Raw genomic sequence first — 16,288 nt, forward strand, 5'->3', positions numbered from 1 at the left:
GCCTGACCTTGTGTCAGGTCTTTTCCATTAAAGAGGTTGTCAAAAAGTTGTCTTTTGAACAACTCAATTATAAAAGGAGGGAAAGGGACATGATGCCACAATCGGTTTACATTCACATTCCCTTTTGTACAAATAAATGCTACTACTGTGACTTCAACTCATTTGTGACGAACAATCCGCAGCTCATTTGGGATTATTTAGACGCATTGAAAAGCGAGATGGAGCTTACCTTTAGCCAGCAACCGATCGAGCAGGTGAAAACGATTTTTGTCGGCGGAGGGACGCCTACGTTTCTCGATCATGCCCAAATGCGCGCGTTTTTGGAAATCGTACAAAAGCAATTGGGCAAGTACTGGGCGGATGATATCGAGTTTTCGATGGAAGCGAATCCGGGAACGACAGACATGGAAAAGCTGCGGATCATGCGAGAGCTGGGTGTCAATCGTCTGAGTTTTGGTGTGCAGTCCTTTGACGACGCGCTCTTAAAACGATTGGGACGAATCCATGACCAGGAAGCCGTATACCGCAGTATCGATAATGCGAAAAAAGTAGGCTTCGACAACTTTAGCATCGACCTGATGTTTGGATTGCCGGATCAGACACTAGACATTTTCCGCCAGACGTTGGACAAGGCGTTTGGGCTAGGTACCACCCATTTCTCCGCGTACAGTCTCAAGGTGGAGGAGAACACGTTGTTCCACACGCTCTACCAGAAGGATCAGCTGCCGTTGCCATCGGAAGAGACAGAGCTTGAGATGTACATGGTATTAATAGAAGAGATGGAGCGTCACGGGTACACGCAGTATGAAATCAGCAATTTTGCAAAACCGGGCTTCGAGAGCAAACATAATAAAACCTATTGGCTCAATCGTGAATATTATGGGGTGGGTGCAGGTGCCCACGGCTATGTGTGCGGCCATCGACACGTGAATGCTGGCCCGCTTGCGATTTACATGCAGAAGTGCAAGGAAGGGCTGCCGCGTGTTGAACAATTCGAGGTGCCGCGCGAGGATGCCATGGAGGAACAGATGATTTTGGGGCTGAGGTTGAGAGAAGGAGTTGACCTTTCGGCGTTTGCATCCCGTTTTGGTGCAACTGTTCATGATGTTTTTGGGACAATAATAGAAGAGGAGGTAGCCAAAGGAATGCTGGAAGAACAGGACGGGTTTTTGAAGCTGACGAAACAGGGGCTTCCGCTCGGAAATGAGGTATTTGCGCGCTTTCTCCGTTAAGGATAAAGCAAAACTCGCGAAAAATGAGATTTTTTGTCTGGAGAACTCGCTCAAGTTCGTTGACAAATCCTTCTACTATTGATACCTTAGTATATAGATTTAGCACTCGATAAGCATGAGTGCTAACAATCCAACAGGAGGCGAGCGACATCCATGTTATCAGACCGTCAACAAATGATTTTAAACGCGATTGTCGATAATTACATTCATTCTGCCGAACCTGTTGGTTCCCGAACCATTTCCAAACGGGAGGACATCGGATTCTCTTCGGCAACGATACGCAACGAGATGTCTGACTTGGAAGAGCTGGGATACCTAGAACAGCCCCACACATCGGCGGGACGCGTTCCTTCTACAAAAGGATACCGCTTCTACGTCGATAACTTGATTCAGCCTCATCTTTTGGAGGAAACTGAGTTGGGTAAACTAAAACAGTTGTTTGCCGAACGTATTCTCCACTCAGAACAAGTGGTAGAGTACACTGCCCAAATTCTCTCTCAGCTGACAAACTACACGGCGATTGTCTTGGGTCCAGAGATTTTTGAGCATCGGTTAAAACATATTCAAATCGTTCCTCTCAATGCTGCACAGGCTGTCGCGATTGTGGTGACCCATACCGGACGAGTGGAGAACAAGCTGATCGATCTTCCAGAAGGCATTGGTGCCGGGGAAATCGAGAGACTCGTCAATCTGTTGAATGCAAAGCTGACCGACGTGCCGTTATGGCAGCTTCGGCAACGTCTTTATCAAGAGATTTCCGGTGAAATGCAACGTCATACGGAACAGTATGAAGAAATTCTTCAGCTCCTCAACAACTCGCTGACACAAGAAGAAGAACGAGTATACTTACGCGGTGCGACCAAGATCTTGAACCAGCCGGAATTCCGAGACGTGGATAAAGTCAAGGATATTCTGGAGCTATTGGAGCAGCACGATCAATTGCTGAATGTGATCGGCATGCAGGGTGATGGTTTAACGGTACGCATCGGACAGGAAAACCAGCTAGACGCGATTAAGCAATGCAGTATTATTACCACTTCTTATTCGCTTGGAGGCAAGCCGGTAGGAATGGTGGGGATACTTGGTCCGACGCGAATGGAATACGGCAAGGTCATTACGGTGCTCAACCATTTAGCGGAAGGCCTATCGCGCATGCTGACTTCGCAGTTTGAGAAATAAATGGAGTGAATGGCTAAGCAGTCTTTTGACTGGGAAAGGCCGTCAGGAGGTAGTGAAGTTGAGCGAGGAAAAAGTAGCGCAAGACCCGATTCTCGAAGAAGAACAAGTAGCAAAGGATGTAGACCAAGCGGAAGTAACAGAGATGAACTTGGAGCAAGAGGCTGCTCACTGGAAGGCTCAGGCTGAGGATCACCAAAACCGCATGCTGCGCGCCATGGCCGATATGGATAACCTTCGCCGCCGTGTTCGCAAAGAGCAGGAAGATCTGGCTAAATACGCTTCTCTTAAAATCGTGGAAGAGCTTCTGCCAGTTCTCGATAACTTCGAGCGAGCACTTGCCGCTGACAAGGATTCCATGACGGTAGACTCCCTCTTGGAGGGCGTAAATATGGTATATCGTCAGATGGTCCAAGTTTTCGATAAAGAAGGCTTGGCCGCAATCGAGGCTCAAGGAAAACCATTTGACCCTCACATCCACCAGGCGGTTATGCAAACACAAGACCCTGAGTTTGAATCAGGTGTTGTGGTAGCCGAGCTGCAAAAAGGATATATGTTCAAAGACCGCGTCGTTCGTCCGGCGATGGTTCAAGTGAACGAGTAATCTCAAAAAAACGTAAATTCACTAGAAGCATAGTGTTAGGAGGACATTTTGTATGAGTCGCGTAATCGGAATTGACTTGGGAACAACCAACTCTTGTGTAGCAGTAATGGAAGGCGGAGAGCCTGTCGTTATTGCCAATGCGGAAGGTAACCGCACTACACCATCCGTAGTAGCATTCAAAAACGGCGAGCGCATCGTTGGGGAAGCGGCAAAACGCCAAGCTATCACGAATCCAGACAATACCGTAATCTCCATCAAGCGCCACATGGGTACTGCTCATAAAGAAACGCTTGAAGGTAATGCATACTCCCCTGAGCAGATTTCTGCTATGATTCTGCAAAAGCTGAAAGCAGACGCGGAAAGCTACCTTGGTCAACCTGTGACGCAGGCAGTGATTACGGTTCCTGCATACTTCAATGACAGCCAACGCCAAGCAACAAAAGATGCTGGTAAAATTGCTGGCTTGGAAGTACTGCGTATCGTGAACGAACCAACCGCAGCTGCACTTGCATACGGTATGGAGAAAACAGAAGATCAAACCGTTCTCGTATTCGACTTGGGTGGCGGTACCTTTGACGTATCCATTCTCGAATTGTCCGACGGCTTCTTCGAAGTAAAAGCGACCTCCGGTGATAACAAGCTGGGTGGAGATGACTTCGACGATGTAGTGATGAACTACCTGGTGAGCGAATTCAAAAAAGAACATGGCATCGACTTGTCCAAGGATCGTATGGCACAACAACGTTTGAAAGACGCTGCTGAAAAAGCGAAGAAAGACCTGTCCGGTGTTCTGACTACGACTATTTCTCTGCCGTTCATTACAGCAGATGCAACAGGTCCAAAACACTTGGAGATGAACCTGACTCGCGCAAAATTCGAAGAGATCTCCGCTGATTTGGTAGAGCGTACGATGGGCCCAACTCGTCAAGCGCTAAAAGATGCTGGTCTGACTCCAAGCGAACTGGATCGCGTTATCCTGGTTGGTGGTTCTACTCGTATCCCAGCGGTACAAGAAGCAATCAAGAAATTTACAGGAAAAGAACCACATAAAGGTGTAAACCCAGACGAAGTAGTAGCACTGGGAGCGGCTGTTCAAGCGGGCGTACTGACTGGTGACGTGAAAGACGTCGTTCTTCTCGACGTAACTCCACTGTCCCTCGGTATCGAAACATTGGGTGGCGTATTCACCAAGTTGATCGATCGTAACACGACGATCCCAACAAGCAAATCCCAAGTGTTCTCTACAGCTGCTGACAACCAAACATCTGTAGAAATCCACGTTCTCCAAGGGGAGCGTCAAATGGCGAACGACAATAAATCTCTCGGTCGCTTCAACCTGTCTGATATCCCGCCAGCGCCACGCGGCATCCCGCAAATCGAAGTTTCCTTCGATATTGACGCGAACGGTATCGTAAATGTACGTGCAAAAGACCTGGGTACAGGAAAAGAGCAACGTATCACGATTACTTCCAACTCCGGTCTGTCCGACGATGATATCGATCGCATGGTAAAAGATGCCGAGTTGAATGCAGAAGCGGACAAACAACGCAAAGAGCAAGTGGAAGTTCGCAACGAAGCTGATCAGCTTGTATTCACGACTGAGAAAACACTGAAAGAAGTAGAAGGCAAGATCGATCAAGCTGAAATCGACCGCGCTAACGCTGCAAAAGATAAAGTGAAAGCTGCTCTGGAAGGCGGCAACATCGAAGAGATCAAGACAGCGAAAGATGAACTGTCCGAGATCATCCAACAAATTTCTGTGAAGCTCTACGAGCAGGCTGCTCAAGCGCAAGCAGCACAAGGCGGCGCTGAAGGTCAAGAGCCGAAGAAAGACAATGTTGTTGATGCTGACTACGAAGTGGTAGACGATAAAAAGTAACACGCTGGAACTGTGAGGGGAGAGATTTCTTCCCTCACTTCCCACGATGTGACCCATGAAAGTCAAAGTCACGGAATGCTGACTTTGACTTTTTTTCAAGTCTGTCACATGCTATGATAACAGTTGACTGTCATGGGAGTGATGTAGGAGATGAAACGTGATTTATACGAGGTTCTGGGCGTTGCCAAGGACGCGGACGCTGATGAAATTAAAAAAGCGTATCGCAAGCTGGCTCGCCAGTACCATCCGGATGTAAATAAAGAGGCTGACGCGGAAGAAAAGTTCAAAGAAGTAAAAGATGCGTATGACATCCTGTCCGAGCCACAAAAGCGTGCGCAGTATGACCGTTTTGGTCACCAAGACCCGAATCAGGGCTTCGGTGGCGGAGGTTTTGATGGATCAGGCATGGGCGGCTTCGGAGATATTTTTGATATGTTCTTCGGTGGTGGCGGCAGACGTTCGAATCCAAATGCACCACGCAAAGGATCTGATCTGCAATTTGGCCTCAGCATTGACTTTATCGACGCGATTTTTGGAAAAGAAACCGACGTGGAAATTCCAAAAGAAGCAGAATGCGATACATGCCTTGGTTCTGGCGCGAAGCCTGGTTCCGGTGTAGATACATGTAAGACTTGTAGCGGAACTGGACAACAAGAAGTGGTGGCGAACACGCCATTCGGCCGAATCGTCAATCGCCGTGTTTGCTCGACTTGCGAAGGCAAAGGGAAAGTCGTCAAAGAAAAATGTTCAACTTGCCGTGGCAATGGACGTGTCAAGGTACGCCGCAAAATTCATCTCAACATCCCAGCAGGTGTGGACGATGGAGCACAATTGCGCGTAACAGGCGAGGGAGAACCGGGCGCAAACGGTGGACCTCCTGGAGATTTGTACGTCGTATTGCGTGTGAAGAGTCATGAGTTTTTTGAGCGTGAAGGAAATGATATTTACTGTGAGGTTCCGCTTACTTACGCACAGGCAGCACTTGGAGATGAGATCGAAGTGCCGACTGTCGATGGTCGCGTGAAGTTGAAGATCCCGGCAGGTACCCAAACAGAAACATTCTTCCGCTTGCGTGGTAAAGGTGTTCCGCATTTGCGTGGAAACGGCCGTGGTGATCAGCATGTGAAAGTGCGCGTCATTACACCGACCAAGCTAAGCGATAAACAAAAGGAATTGTTGCGTGAGCTCGCCGAACTGTCTGGAGAAAAGCCAGGGCAGCATGGGGGAGAAGACGAAAGCTTTTTCGAAAAAATGAAACGGGCATTCCGCGGCGAGTAATCCGTCGCGGTTTTGTCCGCTTTCTGCCTAAAGTTTCATGTAGCGAAGTCGATTAAATGAAAAGCCCGATTGGGAGCTTATGTGGGGAGTGGTAGATTCGTGAAATGGTCAGAAATCAGTATCCATACTACAGCGGAGGCTACGGAGGCGGTGTCGAGCCTCTTGTATGAATTGGGTGCCAATGGTGTCGTAATTGAAGACCCGGAGGTGCTTTATCGTGAGTGGGATACCCCCTTTGGCGAAATCTACCAGCTTTCTCCTGATGATTTTCCAGCCGAGGGCGTATTCGTTAAAGCATACCTGCCGGTTGACAGCAGCGAGCTGCTTGATGTAGTAGAAGAGCTGAAAGAGCAATTGGCGCAGTTGATCGAGTACGGTCTGGATATCGGCAAGGCATCGATTGCTGTAAACGATGTCCACGAAGATGAATGGGCCCACGCCTGGAAAAAATATTACAAACCGGTTCATGTGTCTGATCGCATGACCATCAAGCCAGTATGGGAAGAGTACGAACCGAAGAATTCCGATGAGATTATTATCGAGATGGACCCAGGCATGGCATTTGGAACAGGTACACATCCGACGACCATTCTTTGTCTGCGTGCACTTGAGAAGTATATGGCAAAAGGCGATCAGGTGTATGATGTTGGGACAGGCACAGCTATTTTGAGTATTGCTGCTATCAAGCTCGGAGCAAAAGATGTGCTGGCAATGGACTTGGATGAAGTAGCCGTACGCTCTGCACAGGCCAATACCGAACTGAATGGTGTGCATGAGCATATCAACGTGAGACAAAACAACTTGCTCGACGGCATCGAGGAGCAGGTGGAAGTGGTCGTGGCTAACATTTTGGCAGAAGTCATCGTGCGTTTCACCGATGATGTATTCCGCGTGTTGAAGCCAGGTGGCACCTTTATCTCTTCAGGTATTATTGCTGCACGTGAAGCGGATGTAAAAGCGGCGTTGGCGACTTCAGGTCTTGAGGTCGTGGAAACCATTTTCATCGATGACTGGGTAGCAATTGTAGCAAAAAAACGATAGAATAGTGGGGTTGGCGAGATGCAACGATATTTTGTCGAGCCACATTCCTTTAGTGAGAATGAGCTAACGATTGTCGGAGACGATGTACACCATATCGTAAATGTAATGCGTGCTCGGGAAGGCGAAGAAATCATCGTTTCTGATGGAGCGGGCAGGTCTGCACGGGCCAAGCTTGTCTACCTTTCTGCCAAGGAAGTACGGGCAGAAGTAATGGAAATGCTTCAAGAAGAACGAGAACTGCCGATCCGGATCACAATTGGTCAGGGGCTTCCAAAAGGCGAGAAGCTGGAGTGGATTTTGCAAAAGGGGACGGAACTTGGGGCGTACTCTTTTTTCCCGTTTTCTTCTGAGCGAACCATCGTAAAGCTGGATGCCAAAAAAGAAGCAAAAAAACTGGAGCGTTGGCGCAAGATTGTCAAAGAGGCTGCTGAACAGTCTCATCGTACTGTTTTGCCAGAGCTTTTATCTCCTGTTTCATTTCGTGAGATACTTCAAGCTGGCCAGTCGTATACGCATTGCGCCATTGCCTATGAAAAAGAAGGCAGTACGACGATTCATCCAGTGCTAGAAGAGATGACTGCGGGTGATTCACTTCTCGTCCTCGTTGGACCGGAGGGAGGCTTCTCCCCTGAGGAAGTGGCCCAAGCAGAGAGCAAAGGGTTCCTGACGGTTTCCCTCGGCCCGCGCATTTTGCGCACGGAAACGGCAAGCCAGTACGTTTTGGCCTGCGCTTCCTATCAGTTTGAACGAAAGGCTTCATCACTTCGCAGAGGATGAGCAGGAATCAAACGGTTATGACCGTTTGGTTGACCGCAAGCGGTCACATCCACTTTTATGAAAAACGTCGAGACGTTTTTCACGGAAAAGGAGGAATGGCAATGTCTACCGTTGCTTTTCATACATTGGGCTGCAAAGTAAACAGCTATGAAACAGAGGCCATCTGGCAATTGTTCAAGGCAGATGGCTACGAGAGAGTCGACTTTGAACAAGATGATGCAGATGTTTACGTCATTAATACTTGTACCGTGACTAACACGGGAGATAAGAAGAGTCGCCAAGTGATTCGTCGTGCGATTCGTCGTAATCCTGAGGCGATCGTAGCCGTAACTGGCTGCTATGCGCAAACCTCTCCAAGTGAGATTGCGCAAATTCCCGGTGTGGATATCGTAGTAGGTACACAAGGGCGCGAGAAGCTGATCGAGTACGTGGATCAAATTCGTACAGAGCGTCAGCCGATTAATGCAGTTGGCAACATCATGAAAGCACGCGAATTCGAAGAGCTAGATGTTCCTAACTTTACGGATCGCACACGTGCTTCCCTCAAGATTCAAGAGGGCTGCAACAACTTTTGTACGTTTTGTATTATTCCTTGGGCGCGCGGTCTGATGCGTTCCCGCAAACCGGAAAGCGTCGTCGAACAGGCCCAAAAGCTGGTGGAAGCGGGCTATCTGGAAATCGTTTTGACTGGGATTCACACGGGTGGATACGGCGAGGATTTGGAAGACTACAATTTGGCCAAGCTGTTGCTTGACCTTCATCAAGTAGAAGGCCTCAAGCGCATCCGTATCAGTTCGATCGAGGCGAGCCAAATCACCGATGAAGTGATCGAGGTCATCAACAACTCCGATCGTGTCGTGCGCCATCTGCATGTACCGCTGCAAGCGGGCGATGACGAAGTGTTGAAACGCATGCGCCGCAAGTATACGACGGCTGAGTTTTACGAAAGAATGGTCAAAGTACGCGAAGCATTGCCAGGAGCAGCGATTACAACAGACGTTATCGTAGGCTTCCCGGGTGAGTCCGAAGAGCAATTCTGGAACGGATACGAGTTTATGAAGAAAATCGGTTTTGCCGAGATGCACGTATTCCCTTACTCCATGCGTACAGGTACACCAGCAGCGCGTATGACGGATCAAATTCCTGAAGAGGAAAAGAATGAGCGTGTAGCGAAGCTTCTGGAGCTCAATCAGGAATTGACCTTGGCATACTCCAAGAAATTCGTAGGGGATGTACTGGAAGTCATTCCGGAGCGTCCATTTAAAGAAGCACCTGATAGTGGTCTTCTGATGGGCTATTCGGACAACTACCTGAACGTTGTCTTCCCTGGCGATGAGAGCATGATCGGCAAGATTTGCAAGGTCAGACTGGATGAACCAGGCTCGGAATACTGCAAAGGGACTTTTGTCCGCGTAGTGGAAACAGAGGCGCTGCCTTACCTGAAGGAGCGAGCTATATGAGGGAGATATCGGCAGGAGGCGTTGTATACCAGAAGCAAGACACAGAGTACATGCTCCTATTGATTGAAGACCGCTATGGCAAAGTAACACTCGCAAAAGGGAAGCAGGAGATGGGCGAGACCATCGAAGAAACGGCTCTGCGCGAAGTTTTGGAAGAAACAGGCGTAGCAGGACGATTGGGGTCCAAGCTCGACATGATCACCTACGTATATACGCATCCGGTGACGGGCGAATCCATCGACAAAGAAGTCCATTATTATTTAGTAGAAGCTTACAACACAGAAATCACCGTACAGCTAGAAGAAATCAATGATGTTCATTGGCATTCAGCTAAGGAAGCTTGGGATTTGCAACTGCAACGAGGATACCGTAACAATGACAGCATTTTTCGCCTTGCATTCGAACAATTAGGGATAGAGGTGTAGTTCTATGAACATGAACAAATATATCGACCACACGCTGTTGAAGCCTGATGCTACACAAGAGATGATTGACAAGCTGTGCCAAGAAGCAAGAGAGCACGATTTCATGTCTGTATGCGTAAACCCTTACTGGGTAAAACGCTCTGCTGAACTCCTGGCAGGTTCTGATGTAAAAGTGTGCACGGTTATCGGATTCCCTCTGGGAGCGAGCACGATCGAGTCCAAAGCAGCCGAAACCCGCGATGCGATTGCAAACGGAGCGACTGAGGTAGATATGGTACTGAACGTAGGTGCCCTGAAATCCGGCGACCTGGAAACTGTCAAAAAAGACATCGTTGCTGTGAAGCAAGCTGCTGGCGATATTCTCTTGAAAGTGATTCTGGAGACTTGCCTCTTGACCGAAGAAGAAAAAGTAGTTGCGTGCAAGCTCTCCGTAGAGGCTGGTGCTGATTACGTAAAAACCTCCACAGGATTTTCAACAGGTGGAGCAACGGTTGAAGATATCGCCCTGATGCGTAAAACCGTAGGACCAAATGTAGGTGTAAAAGCGTCTGGTGGCGTTCGTGACGGCGAAGCAGCGGTTGCGATGATCGAAGCAGGCGCGAGTCGTGTCGGTACAAGCTCCGGTGTTTCCATTGTAACTGGAGCAAAAACAACAGGCAGCGGATACTAATACGAAAGAAAAGCCTGGCCGAGGAAAGGCCGGGCTTTTTCCGTCCTGCATGCTGATGTTCCTATAGAGAGAGGATAGGGAGCGGGGAGGAGATTAGCAAAATGAAATTTGTTAAAGGAATCGTCATCCTGTTGGCTTTTTATGGAGTAGGCGTAGCTGCGAGCAAATGGCTGCATATTCCCCTGCCCGGTAACTTGGTGGGAATGCTGCTGTTAACTCTGGGACTTTGTATGGGATGGATACGAATGGATTGGGTGGAACAAGCGGGTACTTTTCTAATCCGACACATGTTGCTCTTTTTCGTACCGATCATCGTCGGAGTTGCTTCCTATTTAAACGTATTCACGCAAAATCCATTGCCAATTATACTATCGATGGTAATCGGTCCATTGTTAGTCATGCTTGTGACGGGTGTGGTCGTGCAATGGTATTTGAAGCATCATAAACAAAAATCAGAATCGTCCTCGCAGCAAGAGAGGAGGACTCTGGATGCTTAGTCAATTTTTCGCCATTTTGGTATCGATAGCAGGGTACAAAGGTGCAACAATGATCAACGCCCGATTCCAACGATTGCAGCCTCTCCTGGTGGCTGTGATCTTGGTCTGGACCATGTGGTGGGCGTTCAGCGGCGATTGGGAGGCGTTTGCAGCTGGAGGCCAGTGGATTTCCTTTTGGCTAGGCCCTGCAACAGTTGCACTCGCTATTCCGCTGGCTAAACAGATCAAGGAGTTTGCTCATATTTGGCGTGGTGTATTACTTGGTGTCTGTGCAGGCTGTGCAGTTGCAATCATCGTCGTTATCGCGGTTCATTGGTGTCTGGGATCAGATGAGCTCGTATACAAAAGCATGCTGAGCAAATCCGTGACAACCCCGATTGCGTTGGAGCTGAGTCGTTCCATAGGTGGGGAACCTGCGCTTGCAGCCTTTTTTACCGCGCTGACAGGGATGGTCGGTGTAATGATTGCCCGTCCTGTTCTCAAATGGGGAAAAATCACCGATGATTGGGCAATCGGTATCGCCATTGGTACGAGTGCACACGCCATTGGTACGGCTAGCTTGAACCGCGTTTCTCCCGTTCAAACGGCAGCGTCCAGTGTCGCAATGATCGTGGCAGGCGTCATTACTTCCATCTACTTGATACCATTTTCTTTCTGAAGGTGAGGTCAGCAGGACGACGCCTATCAGGGATCAGCCATTGAATAAACCGGGCTATCTGCGGCACGAATGGCAGCGCGACCAACGAGCAGACGAGATTGAAGATCGTCTGTGAATGGGCGATCTGCATAGAAGGACTATCCGTTAAAAATGCACTGACGAGGGCAAGCTGGGAAAGAAACGGTAAAAAAACAATCGCGCCTGCGACGTTGAAGAGCGTATGGCACCATGCGACCTGTTTGGATGCCGTATTCGTGCCAATGGCAGCGATGACAGCGGTAAAGCAAGTTCCGACGTTCGCGCCCAATACGATGGCGAGTGCCGTTTCCATCGAAAGAATTTGATGACTGAGCAGGCCCATCGTGATCACGGTCGTAGCGGAACCGCTATGAATGAGAGCGGTGAAAATGATCCCGGTGATCAAACCGATCCAGATGGAATGACTGCTCTCCAGAAAAAGGGAACGAAACGTCTCAGACTGCTCCAAAGGCTTCGCCATGACTTTCAATGTATCGATTCCGAGGAAGATCAGTCCGAAGCCGGCGACGACGAGACCAATGCAACGAATGTTTCGGCGCGGCATCAGCCACAGAGCGACTCCGATGAGAAGCATGGGAATGGCAAAGGACTCGAGCTTGAGCGCAACCAGCTCCGTTGTCACTGTCGTGCCCAGATTGGTTCCCAAAATGATGCCGACGGTTTGTGTGAACTGGATGATGCCTGCGTTCGTCAGCCCAATTGTCAGGACGGTTACCGCACTGGAGCTTTGCAAGACAAAAGTAGCGAAGAGACCAATCCAGAAGCTATGGAGCGGGGTACGTGTAAAGCGCCCCATCCATTCTTCCATTTTTTTGCCGGCGAGGTTTTGAAAGCCGGAGCGCATGGCGTACATACCGAAAAGAAAAAAAGTGAGCCCAAAGGTAAAAGGGGCGAGGATGGAGACTATCACAAGATACGTTCCTCCCTGTCCATTTTTAGAAAGTTACTATAACGCTATGCCTGTACAAGGGCAAGCATGACAAGAGGAGGAATAGCTGCATGGCACGTGTGCTATTGAATCAACATCGGAAAAAGCGGCTAGAGGTAGGACATCCGTGGGTTTTTCAATCGGAGGTATTAGAAATTCAAGGGGATGTAGAACCAGGTGAAATCGTCGAGGTCACCAATCACAAAGGGTATTTTTTGGCAAAGGGCTACATCAACCCAGCTTCCCAAATGATCGTGCGCATTCTGAGTTATGACCAAAAGGAAGAGATCGACTATGACTTTTTCTTGCGCAAAATCAAGCAGGCGGCAGAATTCCGGACGAGATTTGTGGACAATCCGCGGGCTTGCCGCGTCATTTACGGGGAAGCTGACTTTTTGCCAGGACTCATCGTCGACCGCTACGAAGACACATTGGTTGTCCAAGTCCTCTCATTGGGGATGGAGAAGCGCATCGATTGGATTCGGGATGCACTCGTAGAGGTATTTGCACCGACCGGTATTTATTTGCGCAATGATGTACATGTCCGTGAACTGGAAGGACTGTCACAGGGCAAAGAAGTCCTGTATGGAGAGTGCCCACGTGAGGTGTTGATCGAAGAAAACGGATTGAAATACTATGTGGATATCGTAGAGGGGCAAAAGACCGGCTTTTTCTATGATCAGAGGGAAAATCGTGCTTCCATCGCGCCTTTGATGAGAGGTTGGGGCGAAAAGCACGGCATTACCCTGACGAGCATGGAAGTAGACGGCGAGACAAAGCAGGTGCCTGTAGACAAGCGAGGTAAAGTGGTCAAAAATCCGTTTTGGGATGGCGCTGAGGTATTGGAATGCTTTACACACACTGGTTCCTTCACCCTGAATGCTTGCAAGCACGGTGCGAAAAAGGTGACAGCCCTCGATATTTCCGATCACGCCATCGAAACAGCGAAGCGAAACATTACACTCAATGGCTTCTTGCATCGCGTAGATTTTGTTGTGGCTAATGCGTTTGATTACTTGCGTGAAAATGTAGAGGCAGGTAAGAACTGGGATGTGGTCATTCTTGATCCACCAGCATTCGCAAAATCGCGTGGAGCAGTGAAAGGCGCTTGCCGCGGTTACAAAGACATTAACTTAAACGGGATGAAGCTCGTTCGTCCAGGCGGATTTCTCGTTACCGCGTCTTGCTCGTACCATATGTCTCCTGAGCTGTTCCTGCAAACGATTCAAGAGGCAGCGGTCGATGCGAAAAAGATATTGCGCCTGATTGAATGGCGAGGCGCGGGCAAGGATCATCCGCAAATTAGTGGGGCTGATGAGGCTCATTACTTGAAATTTGCCATCTTTGAAGTAAGAGATCGTCGATAGAGAAAAAGAAAAACAGCGTCCGCTACGGCGCTGTTTTTCTTTTCGGCTTCAGTTTGATTTAAGACTTTGGTTTTTCAAAAATCAATTCGAAGTATTTGGCCATACCGTCGCCCCCGATGCTTGGAGCAAAGATTTGCACCAAACGCCAGCCTTCCTTGGCATGCTCGTGGACGACGGTCTGATAATCTTCTTTTGGTTGGCGTCGAAAAGAGGACAGCTCAACTCGGACGAATTTGTATTCAAACATGTTCTTTCCCCCCGCTTGTATCATCGTCTCTCTTTTTATACGCGCGATGAGCGGAAAGAGTTGCAAAAGAATGTGAATCATTTCGAATAAAGAAATAAGTGCTCATGACAATTGCTTGTCATTTTTTACACGCCTGACGAGATCGAGAGCCTGCTTGAACCCGAGCTCCTTGCCTAAAAAGACTTGTCCTTCGGCGGGGGTAGAAGCGCGGGCCTGGCTTAAGTTCTGAAGCTCGTGGTTCAAGAGATGCTCGACCAAATACAGCTGTACCTGACCAATTTCCCGTTCGCTTTTCCGATCACGCTCCTTAAACTTAGCCCGTTGCTGACTTTCCTCCACGTACTTGTCGATATCATTCTCCAAAAAATGGGAGGCATTGCAGATGATATGGCGGTAGTCATCCGTCTTAGAGGGAATGGTACGGATGGTGTGACCGAGATGGGCGAGGAGAAATTTGTTCAAGACGATTGCGTCTCGGGTGTAGTTGTTATGCAGCAGGGAGTATTCCCCCAAGAAAGACCCGCTTTCCTTATCATAGCTGTGCAATAATGTGTAAGAAGAGCAATATGTGCAGTACAACAAGTAATCTCTCATGGAAATCCCTCCAGAAAAATAGCTCCATGACAGGATTTTTATTTATATGTATGAGAAAAAACGTGAGCAGGTGATACTTGCTTCTCTTGTTTTTGGCGTTTGGTTTGTGTATGCTAAATGACGGGCTCGGCCCGGTAAATAGAGCAGATGTTGGGCTTTTGCATAGCATAGGAGAGAGTAGAAACTGGGTAGACTCTTCGGTTTCGTACGGAGGGGAAAGGAGCATGACACAGATGGGAAATCAAAAGATTCGACTGGGCATTATTTATGGAGGAAAATCCTCAGAGCATGAAGTTTCATTGCGTACGGCCATGTCCATTATGCAGGCTGTGGATGCAAATAAATATGAGGTAACCCCTGTGTACGTTCAATTGGATGGCTCTTGGGTGACTGGAGAAACACTGGCTGGTCAACTGCCGGAGACGATCGAAGCGTTGCGCTTATCGGCAAAAACGCCAGCCATTACCGAGGCAACAGAGACAGGGAAAGAGCTGGCGGTCGCAAGCCAGCCAGGGCCGCTGTTTGCTATGAATGAGCAATTGGATGTTATTTTCCCTGTGGTTCACGGACCATTTGGCGAGGATGGGACGATCCAGGGATTGTTGGAATTGGCGAATATCCCGTACGTGGGAACCGGAGTAATGGCTTCCGCTATCGGAATGGATAAATGGATGATGAAGACTGTCTTTGCACAGGCTGGACTCCCGCAAGTGAAATATGTAGGCTTTCTGCGCTCGCAATGGGAAAAAGGCCAGGACGATGTCATGGATCGGATCGAGAGTGAACTTGGCTATCCATGTTTCGTCAAACCAGCGAATATGGGTTCCAGTGTAGGGATTAGCAAAGCGAAAAATCGTGAAGAGCTCAAGCACGCATTAGAGGTAGCTGCCAAATTTGACCGCAGATTGATTGTGGAAGAGTTCGTTCACGTACGTGAGTTGGAGATTGGCGTTTTGGGGAATGAAGAGCTGATGACATCTGTCGTTGGGGAAGTCATTGCTGCTAAAGAATTTTACGATTACGAAGCCAAGTACAAAGGGGCGGGAACAGAGCTCTCCATTCCTGCGATCGTTCCCGAGCATGTATCCGAACAAATCGCGGAAATAGCCAAGCAGGCCTTCCAAGCACTTGATGGCTCTGGCCTTTCCCGCATAGACTTTTTCTGGGATGAGAAAAACGACAAGCTCTATATTAACGAAGTGAATACGATGCCAGGCTTTACGCCGTTTAGTATGTATCCTATGCTTTTCCAAGCTGCGGGTGTGAGCTACAGCGAGCTGATCGATCGTCTGGTGCAACTCGGTATCGAGCGACATGCGGATAAAGGTCGCAATGTCGTAGATGCGGAAGAGTTGGACTAATCATGAGAAAAAAGATGCTGATGAATCGGCATCTTTTTTCTTTTTGTATAAAATT

17 protein-coding genes are annotated in these 16,288 nt (G+C 48.6%); 14 read left to right on the top strand and 3 right to left on the bottom strand.

The features are described from left to right. Positions 1-89: 89 nt before the first annotated feature. From hemW to HP398_RS10425, 12 genes are all read left to right on the top strand, one after another. Positions 90-1,232, top strand: coding sequence for a radical SAM family heme chaperone HemW (hemW, locus tag HP398_RS10370; RefSeq protein WP_017247714.1), 1,143 nt, complete (start codon positions 90-92; stop codon positions 1,230-1,232). Positions 1,233-1,385: 153 nt separating this feature from the next. Beyond that, a complete protein-coding gene (gene hrcA, locus HP398_RS10375) occupies positions 1,386-2,411 on the top strand; it encodes a heat-inducible transcriptional repressor HrcA (RefSeq protein WP_017247715.1) in 1,026 nt (341 codons plus the stop codon). Positions 2,412-2,469: 58 nt separating this feature from the next. Beyond that, positions 2,470-3,012, top strand: coding sequence for a nucleotide exchange factor GrpE (gene grpE / locus HP398_RS10380; protein WP_173622517.1), 543 nt, complete (start codon positions 2,470-2,472; stop codon positions 3,010-3,012). 52 nt (positions 3,013-3,064) lie between these two features. Beyond that, complete coding sequence (dnaK, locus tag HP398_RS10385) at positions 3,065-4,891, top strand: molecular chaperone DnaK (RefSeq protein WP_017247716.1); 1,827 nt, start codon at positions 3,065-3,067, stop codon at positions 4,889-4,891. A 150-nt stretch (positions 4,892-5,041) separates the two neighbouring features. After that, positions 5,042-6,169, top strand: coding sequence for a molecular chaperone DnaJ (gene dnaJ, locus HP398_RS10390; protein WP_017247717.1), 1,128 nt, complete (start codon positions 5,042-5,044; stop codon positions 6,167-6,169). A gap of 99 nt (positions 6,170-6,268) precedes the next feature. After that, positions 6,269-7,210 (top strand): 50S ribosomal protein L11 methyltransferase, encoded by a 942-nt coding sequence (prmA, locus tag HP398_RS10395; protein WP_017247718.1) that lies wholly within the window; start codon positions 6,269-6,271, stop codon positions 7,208-7,210. 18 nt (positions 7,211-7,228) lie between these two features. Then, a complete protein-coding gene (locus HP398_RS10400) occupies positions 7,229-7,987 on the top strand; it encodes a 16S rRNA (uracil(1498)-N(3))-methyltransferase (protein WP_173622518.1) in 759 nt (252 codons plus the stop codon). A gap of 101 nt (positions 7,988-8,088) precedes the next feature. Continuing rightward, positions 8,089-9,447, top strand: coding sequence for a tRNA (N(6)-L-threonylcarbamoyladenosine(37)-C(2))-methylthiotransferase MtaB (gene mtaB, locus HP398_RS10405; protein ID WP_017247720.1), 1,359 nt, complete (start codon positions 8,089-8,091; stop codon positions 9,445-9,447). Beyond that, complete coding sequence (locus HP398_RS10410; protein WP_017247721.1) at positions 9,444-9,872, top strand: NUDIX hydrolase; 429 nt, start codon at positions 9,444-9,446, stop codon at positions 9,870-9,872. The genes mtaB and HP398_RS10410 overlap by 4 nt, the downstream gene beginning before the upstream one ends. Before the next feature lie 4 nt (positions 9,873-9,876). Then, positions 9,877-10,542, top strand: coding sequence for a deoxyribose-phosphate aldolase (deoC, locus tag HP398_RS10415; protein ID WP_069850293.1), 666 nt, complete (start codon positions 9,877-9,879; stop codon positions 10,540-10,542). Positions 10,543-10,643: 101 nt separating this feature from the next. After that, positions 10,644-11,039 carry a CidA/LrgA family protein gene (locus tag HP398_RS10420; RefSeq protein ID WP_173622519.1) on the top strand — a complete coding sequence of 132 codons (396 nt, stop codon included), beginning with the start codon at positions 10,644-10,646 and terminating at the stop codon, positions 11,037-11,039. After that, positions 11,032-11,697 carry an LrgB family protein gene (locus HP398_RS10425; RefSeq protein ID WP_173622520.1) on the top strand — a complete coding sequence of 222 codons (666 nt, stop codon included), beginning with the start codon at positions 11,032-11,034 and terminating at the stop codon, positions 11,695-11,697. Before HP398_RS10420 ends, HP398_RS10425 begins: the two co-directional genes overlap by 8 nt. Here HP398_RS10425 and HP398_RS10430 read toward each other — a convergent pair. After that, positions 11,663-12,646: a Na/Pi cotransporter family protein gene (locus HP398_RS10430; protein WP_173622521.1), complete on the bottom strand. Its 984-nt coding sequence runs from the start codon at positions 12,644-12,646 to the stop codon at positions 11,663-11,665. The genes HP398_RS10425 and HP398_RS10430 overlap by 35 nt on opposite strands. 89 nt (positions 12,647-12,735) lie before the next feature. On the opposite strand from HP398_RS10430, the gene HP398_RS10435 reads away from it, so the two are divergent. Further along, a complete protein-coding gene (locus tag HP398_RS10435) occupies positions 12,736-14,031 on the top strand; it encodes a class I SAM-dependent rRNA methyltransferase (protein ID WP_173622522.1) in 1,296 nt (431 codons plus the stop codon). Positions 14,032-14,089: 58 nt separating this feature from the next. On the opposite strand, the gene HP398_RS10440 is transcribed toward HP398_RS10435, so the two are convergent. Beyond that, positions 14,090-14,278, bottom strand: a complete 189-nt coding sequence (locus tag HP398_RS10440; protein ID WP_007727654.1) for a DUF4177 domain-containing protein — start codon at positions 14,276-14,278, stop codon at positions 14,090-14,092. Between the two features lie 102 nt (positions 14,279-14,380). Next, a complete protein-coding gene (locus HP398_RS10445; RefSeq protein ID WP_017247727.1) occupies positions 14,381-14,872 on the bottom strand; it encodes a hypothetical protein in 492 nt (163 codons plus the stop codon). A gap of 233 nt (positions 14,873-15,105) precedes the next feature. Here HP398_RS10445 and HP398_RS10450 point away from each other — a divergent pair, with 233 nt between their 5' ends. After that, complete coding sequence (locus HP398_RS10450) at positions 15,106-16,233, top strand: D-alanine--D-alanine ligase (protein WP_173622551.1); 1,128 nt, start codon at positions 15,106-15,108, stop codon at positions 16,231-16,233. The last annotated feature ends 55 nt before the right edge of the window (positions 16,234-16,288 follow it).

The sequence above is a fragment of the Brevibacillus sp. HB1.4B genome, from assembly GCF_013284285.1.
GTDB lineage: Bacteria > Bacillota > Bacilli > Brevibacillales > Brevibacillaceae > Brevibacillus > Brevibacillus porteri.

Bases quoted from the DNA above. Each gene is read 5' to 3' on its own strand.
- dnaJ (WP_017247717.1), top strand. From the start codon at position 5,042: ATGAAACGTGATTTATACGAGGTTCTGGGCGTTGCCAAGGACGCGGAC.
- HP398_RS10400 (WP_173622518.1), top strand. From the start codon at position 7,229: ATGCAACGATATTTTGTCGAGCCACATTCCTTTAGTGAGAATGAGCTA.
- HP398_RS10410 (WP_017247721.1), top strand. From the start codon at position 9,444: ATGAGGGAGATATCGGCAGGAGGCGTTGTATACCAGAAGCAAGACACA.
- HP398_RS10425 (WP_173622520.1), top strand. From the start codon at position 11,032: ATGCTTAGTCAATTTTTCGCCATTTTGGTATCGATAGCAGGGTACAAA.
- HP398_RS10450 (WP_173622551.1), top strand. From the start codon at position 15,106: ATGGGAAATCAAAAGATTCGACTGGGCATTATTTATGGAGGAAAATCC.
- HP398_RS10420 (WP_173622519.1), top strand. From the start codon at position 10,644: ATGAAATTTGTTAAAGGAATCGTCATCCTGTTGGCTTTTTATGGAGTA.
- deoC (WP_069850293.1), top strand. From the start codon at position 9,877: ATGAACATGAACAAATATATCGACCACACGCTGTTGAAGCCTGATGCT.
- HP398_RS10445 (WP_017247727.1), bottom strand. From the start codon at position 14,872: ATGAGAGATTACTTGTTGTACTGCACATATTGCTCTTCTTACACATTA.
- mtaB (WP_017247720.1), top strand. From the start codon at position 8,089: ATGTCTACCGTTGCTTTTCATACATTGGGCTGCAAAGTAAACAGCTAT.
- HP398_RS10435 (WP_173622522.1), top strand. From the start codon at position 12,736: ATGGCACGTGTGCTATTGAATCAACATCGGAAAAAGCGGCTAGAGGTA.
- HP398_RS10440 (WP_007727654.1), bottom strand. From the start codon at position 14,278: ATGTTTGAATACAAATTCGTCCGAGTTGAGCTGTCCTCTTTTCGACGC.
- hemW (WP_017247714.1), top strand. From the start codon at position 90: ATGATGCCACAATCGGTTTACATTCACATTCCCTTTTGTACAAATAAA.
- hrcA (WP_017247715.1), top strand. From the start codon at position 1,386: ATGTTATCAGACCGTCAACAAATGATTTTAAACGCGATTGTCGATAAT.
- dnaK (WP_017247716.1), top strand. From the start codon at position 3,065: ATGAGTCGCGTAATCGGAATTGACTTGGGAACAACCAACTCTTGTGTA.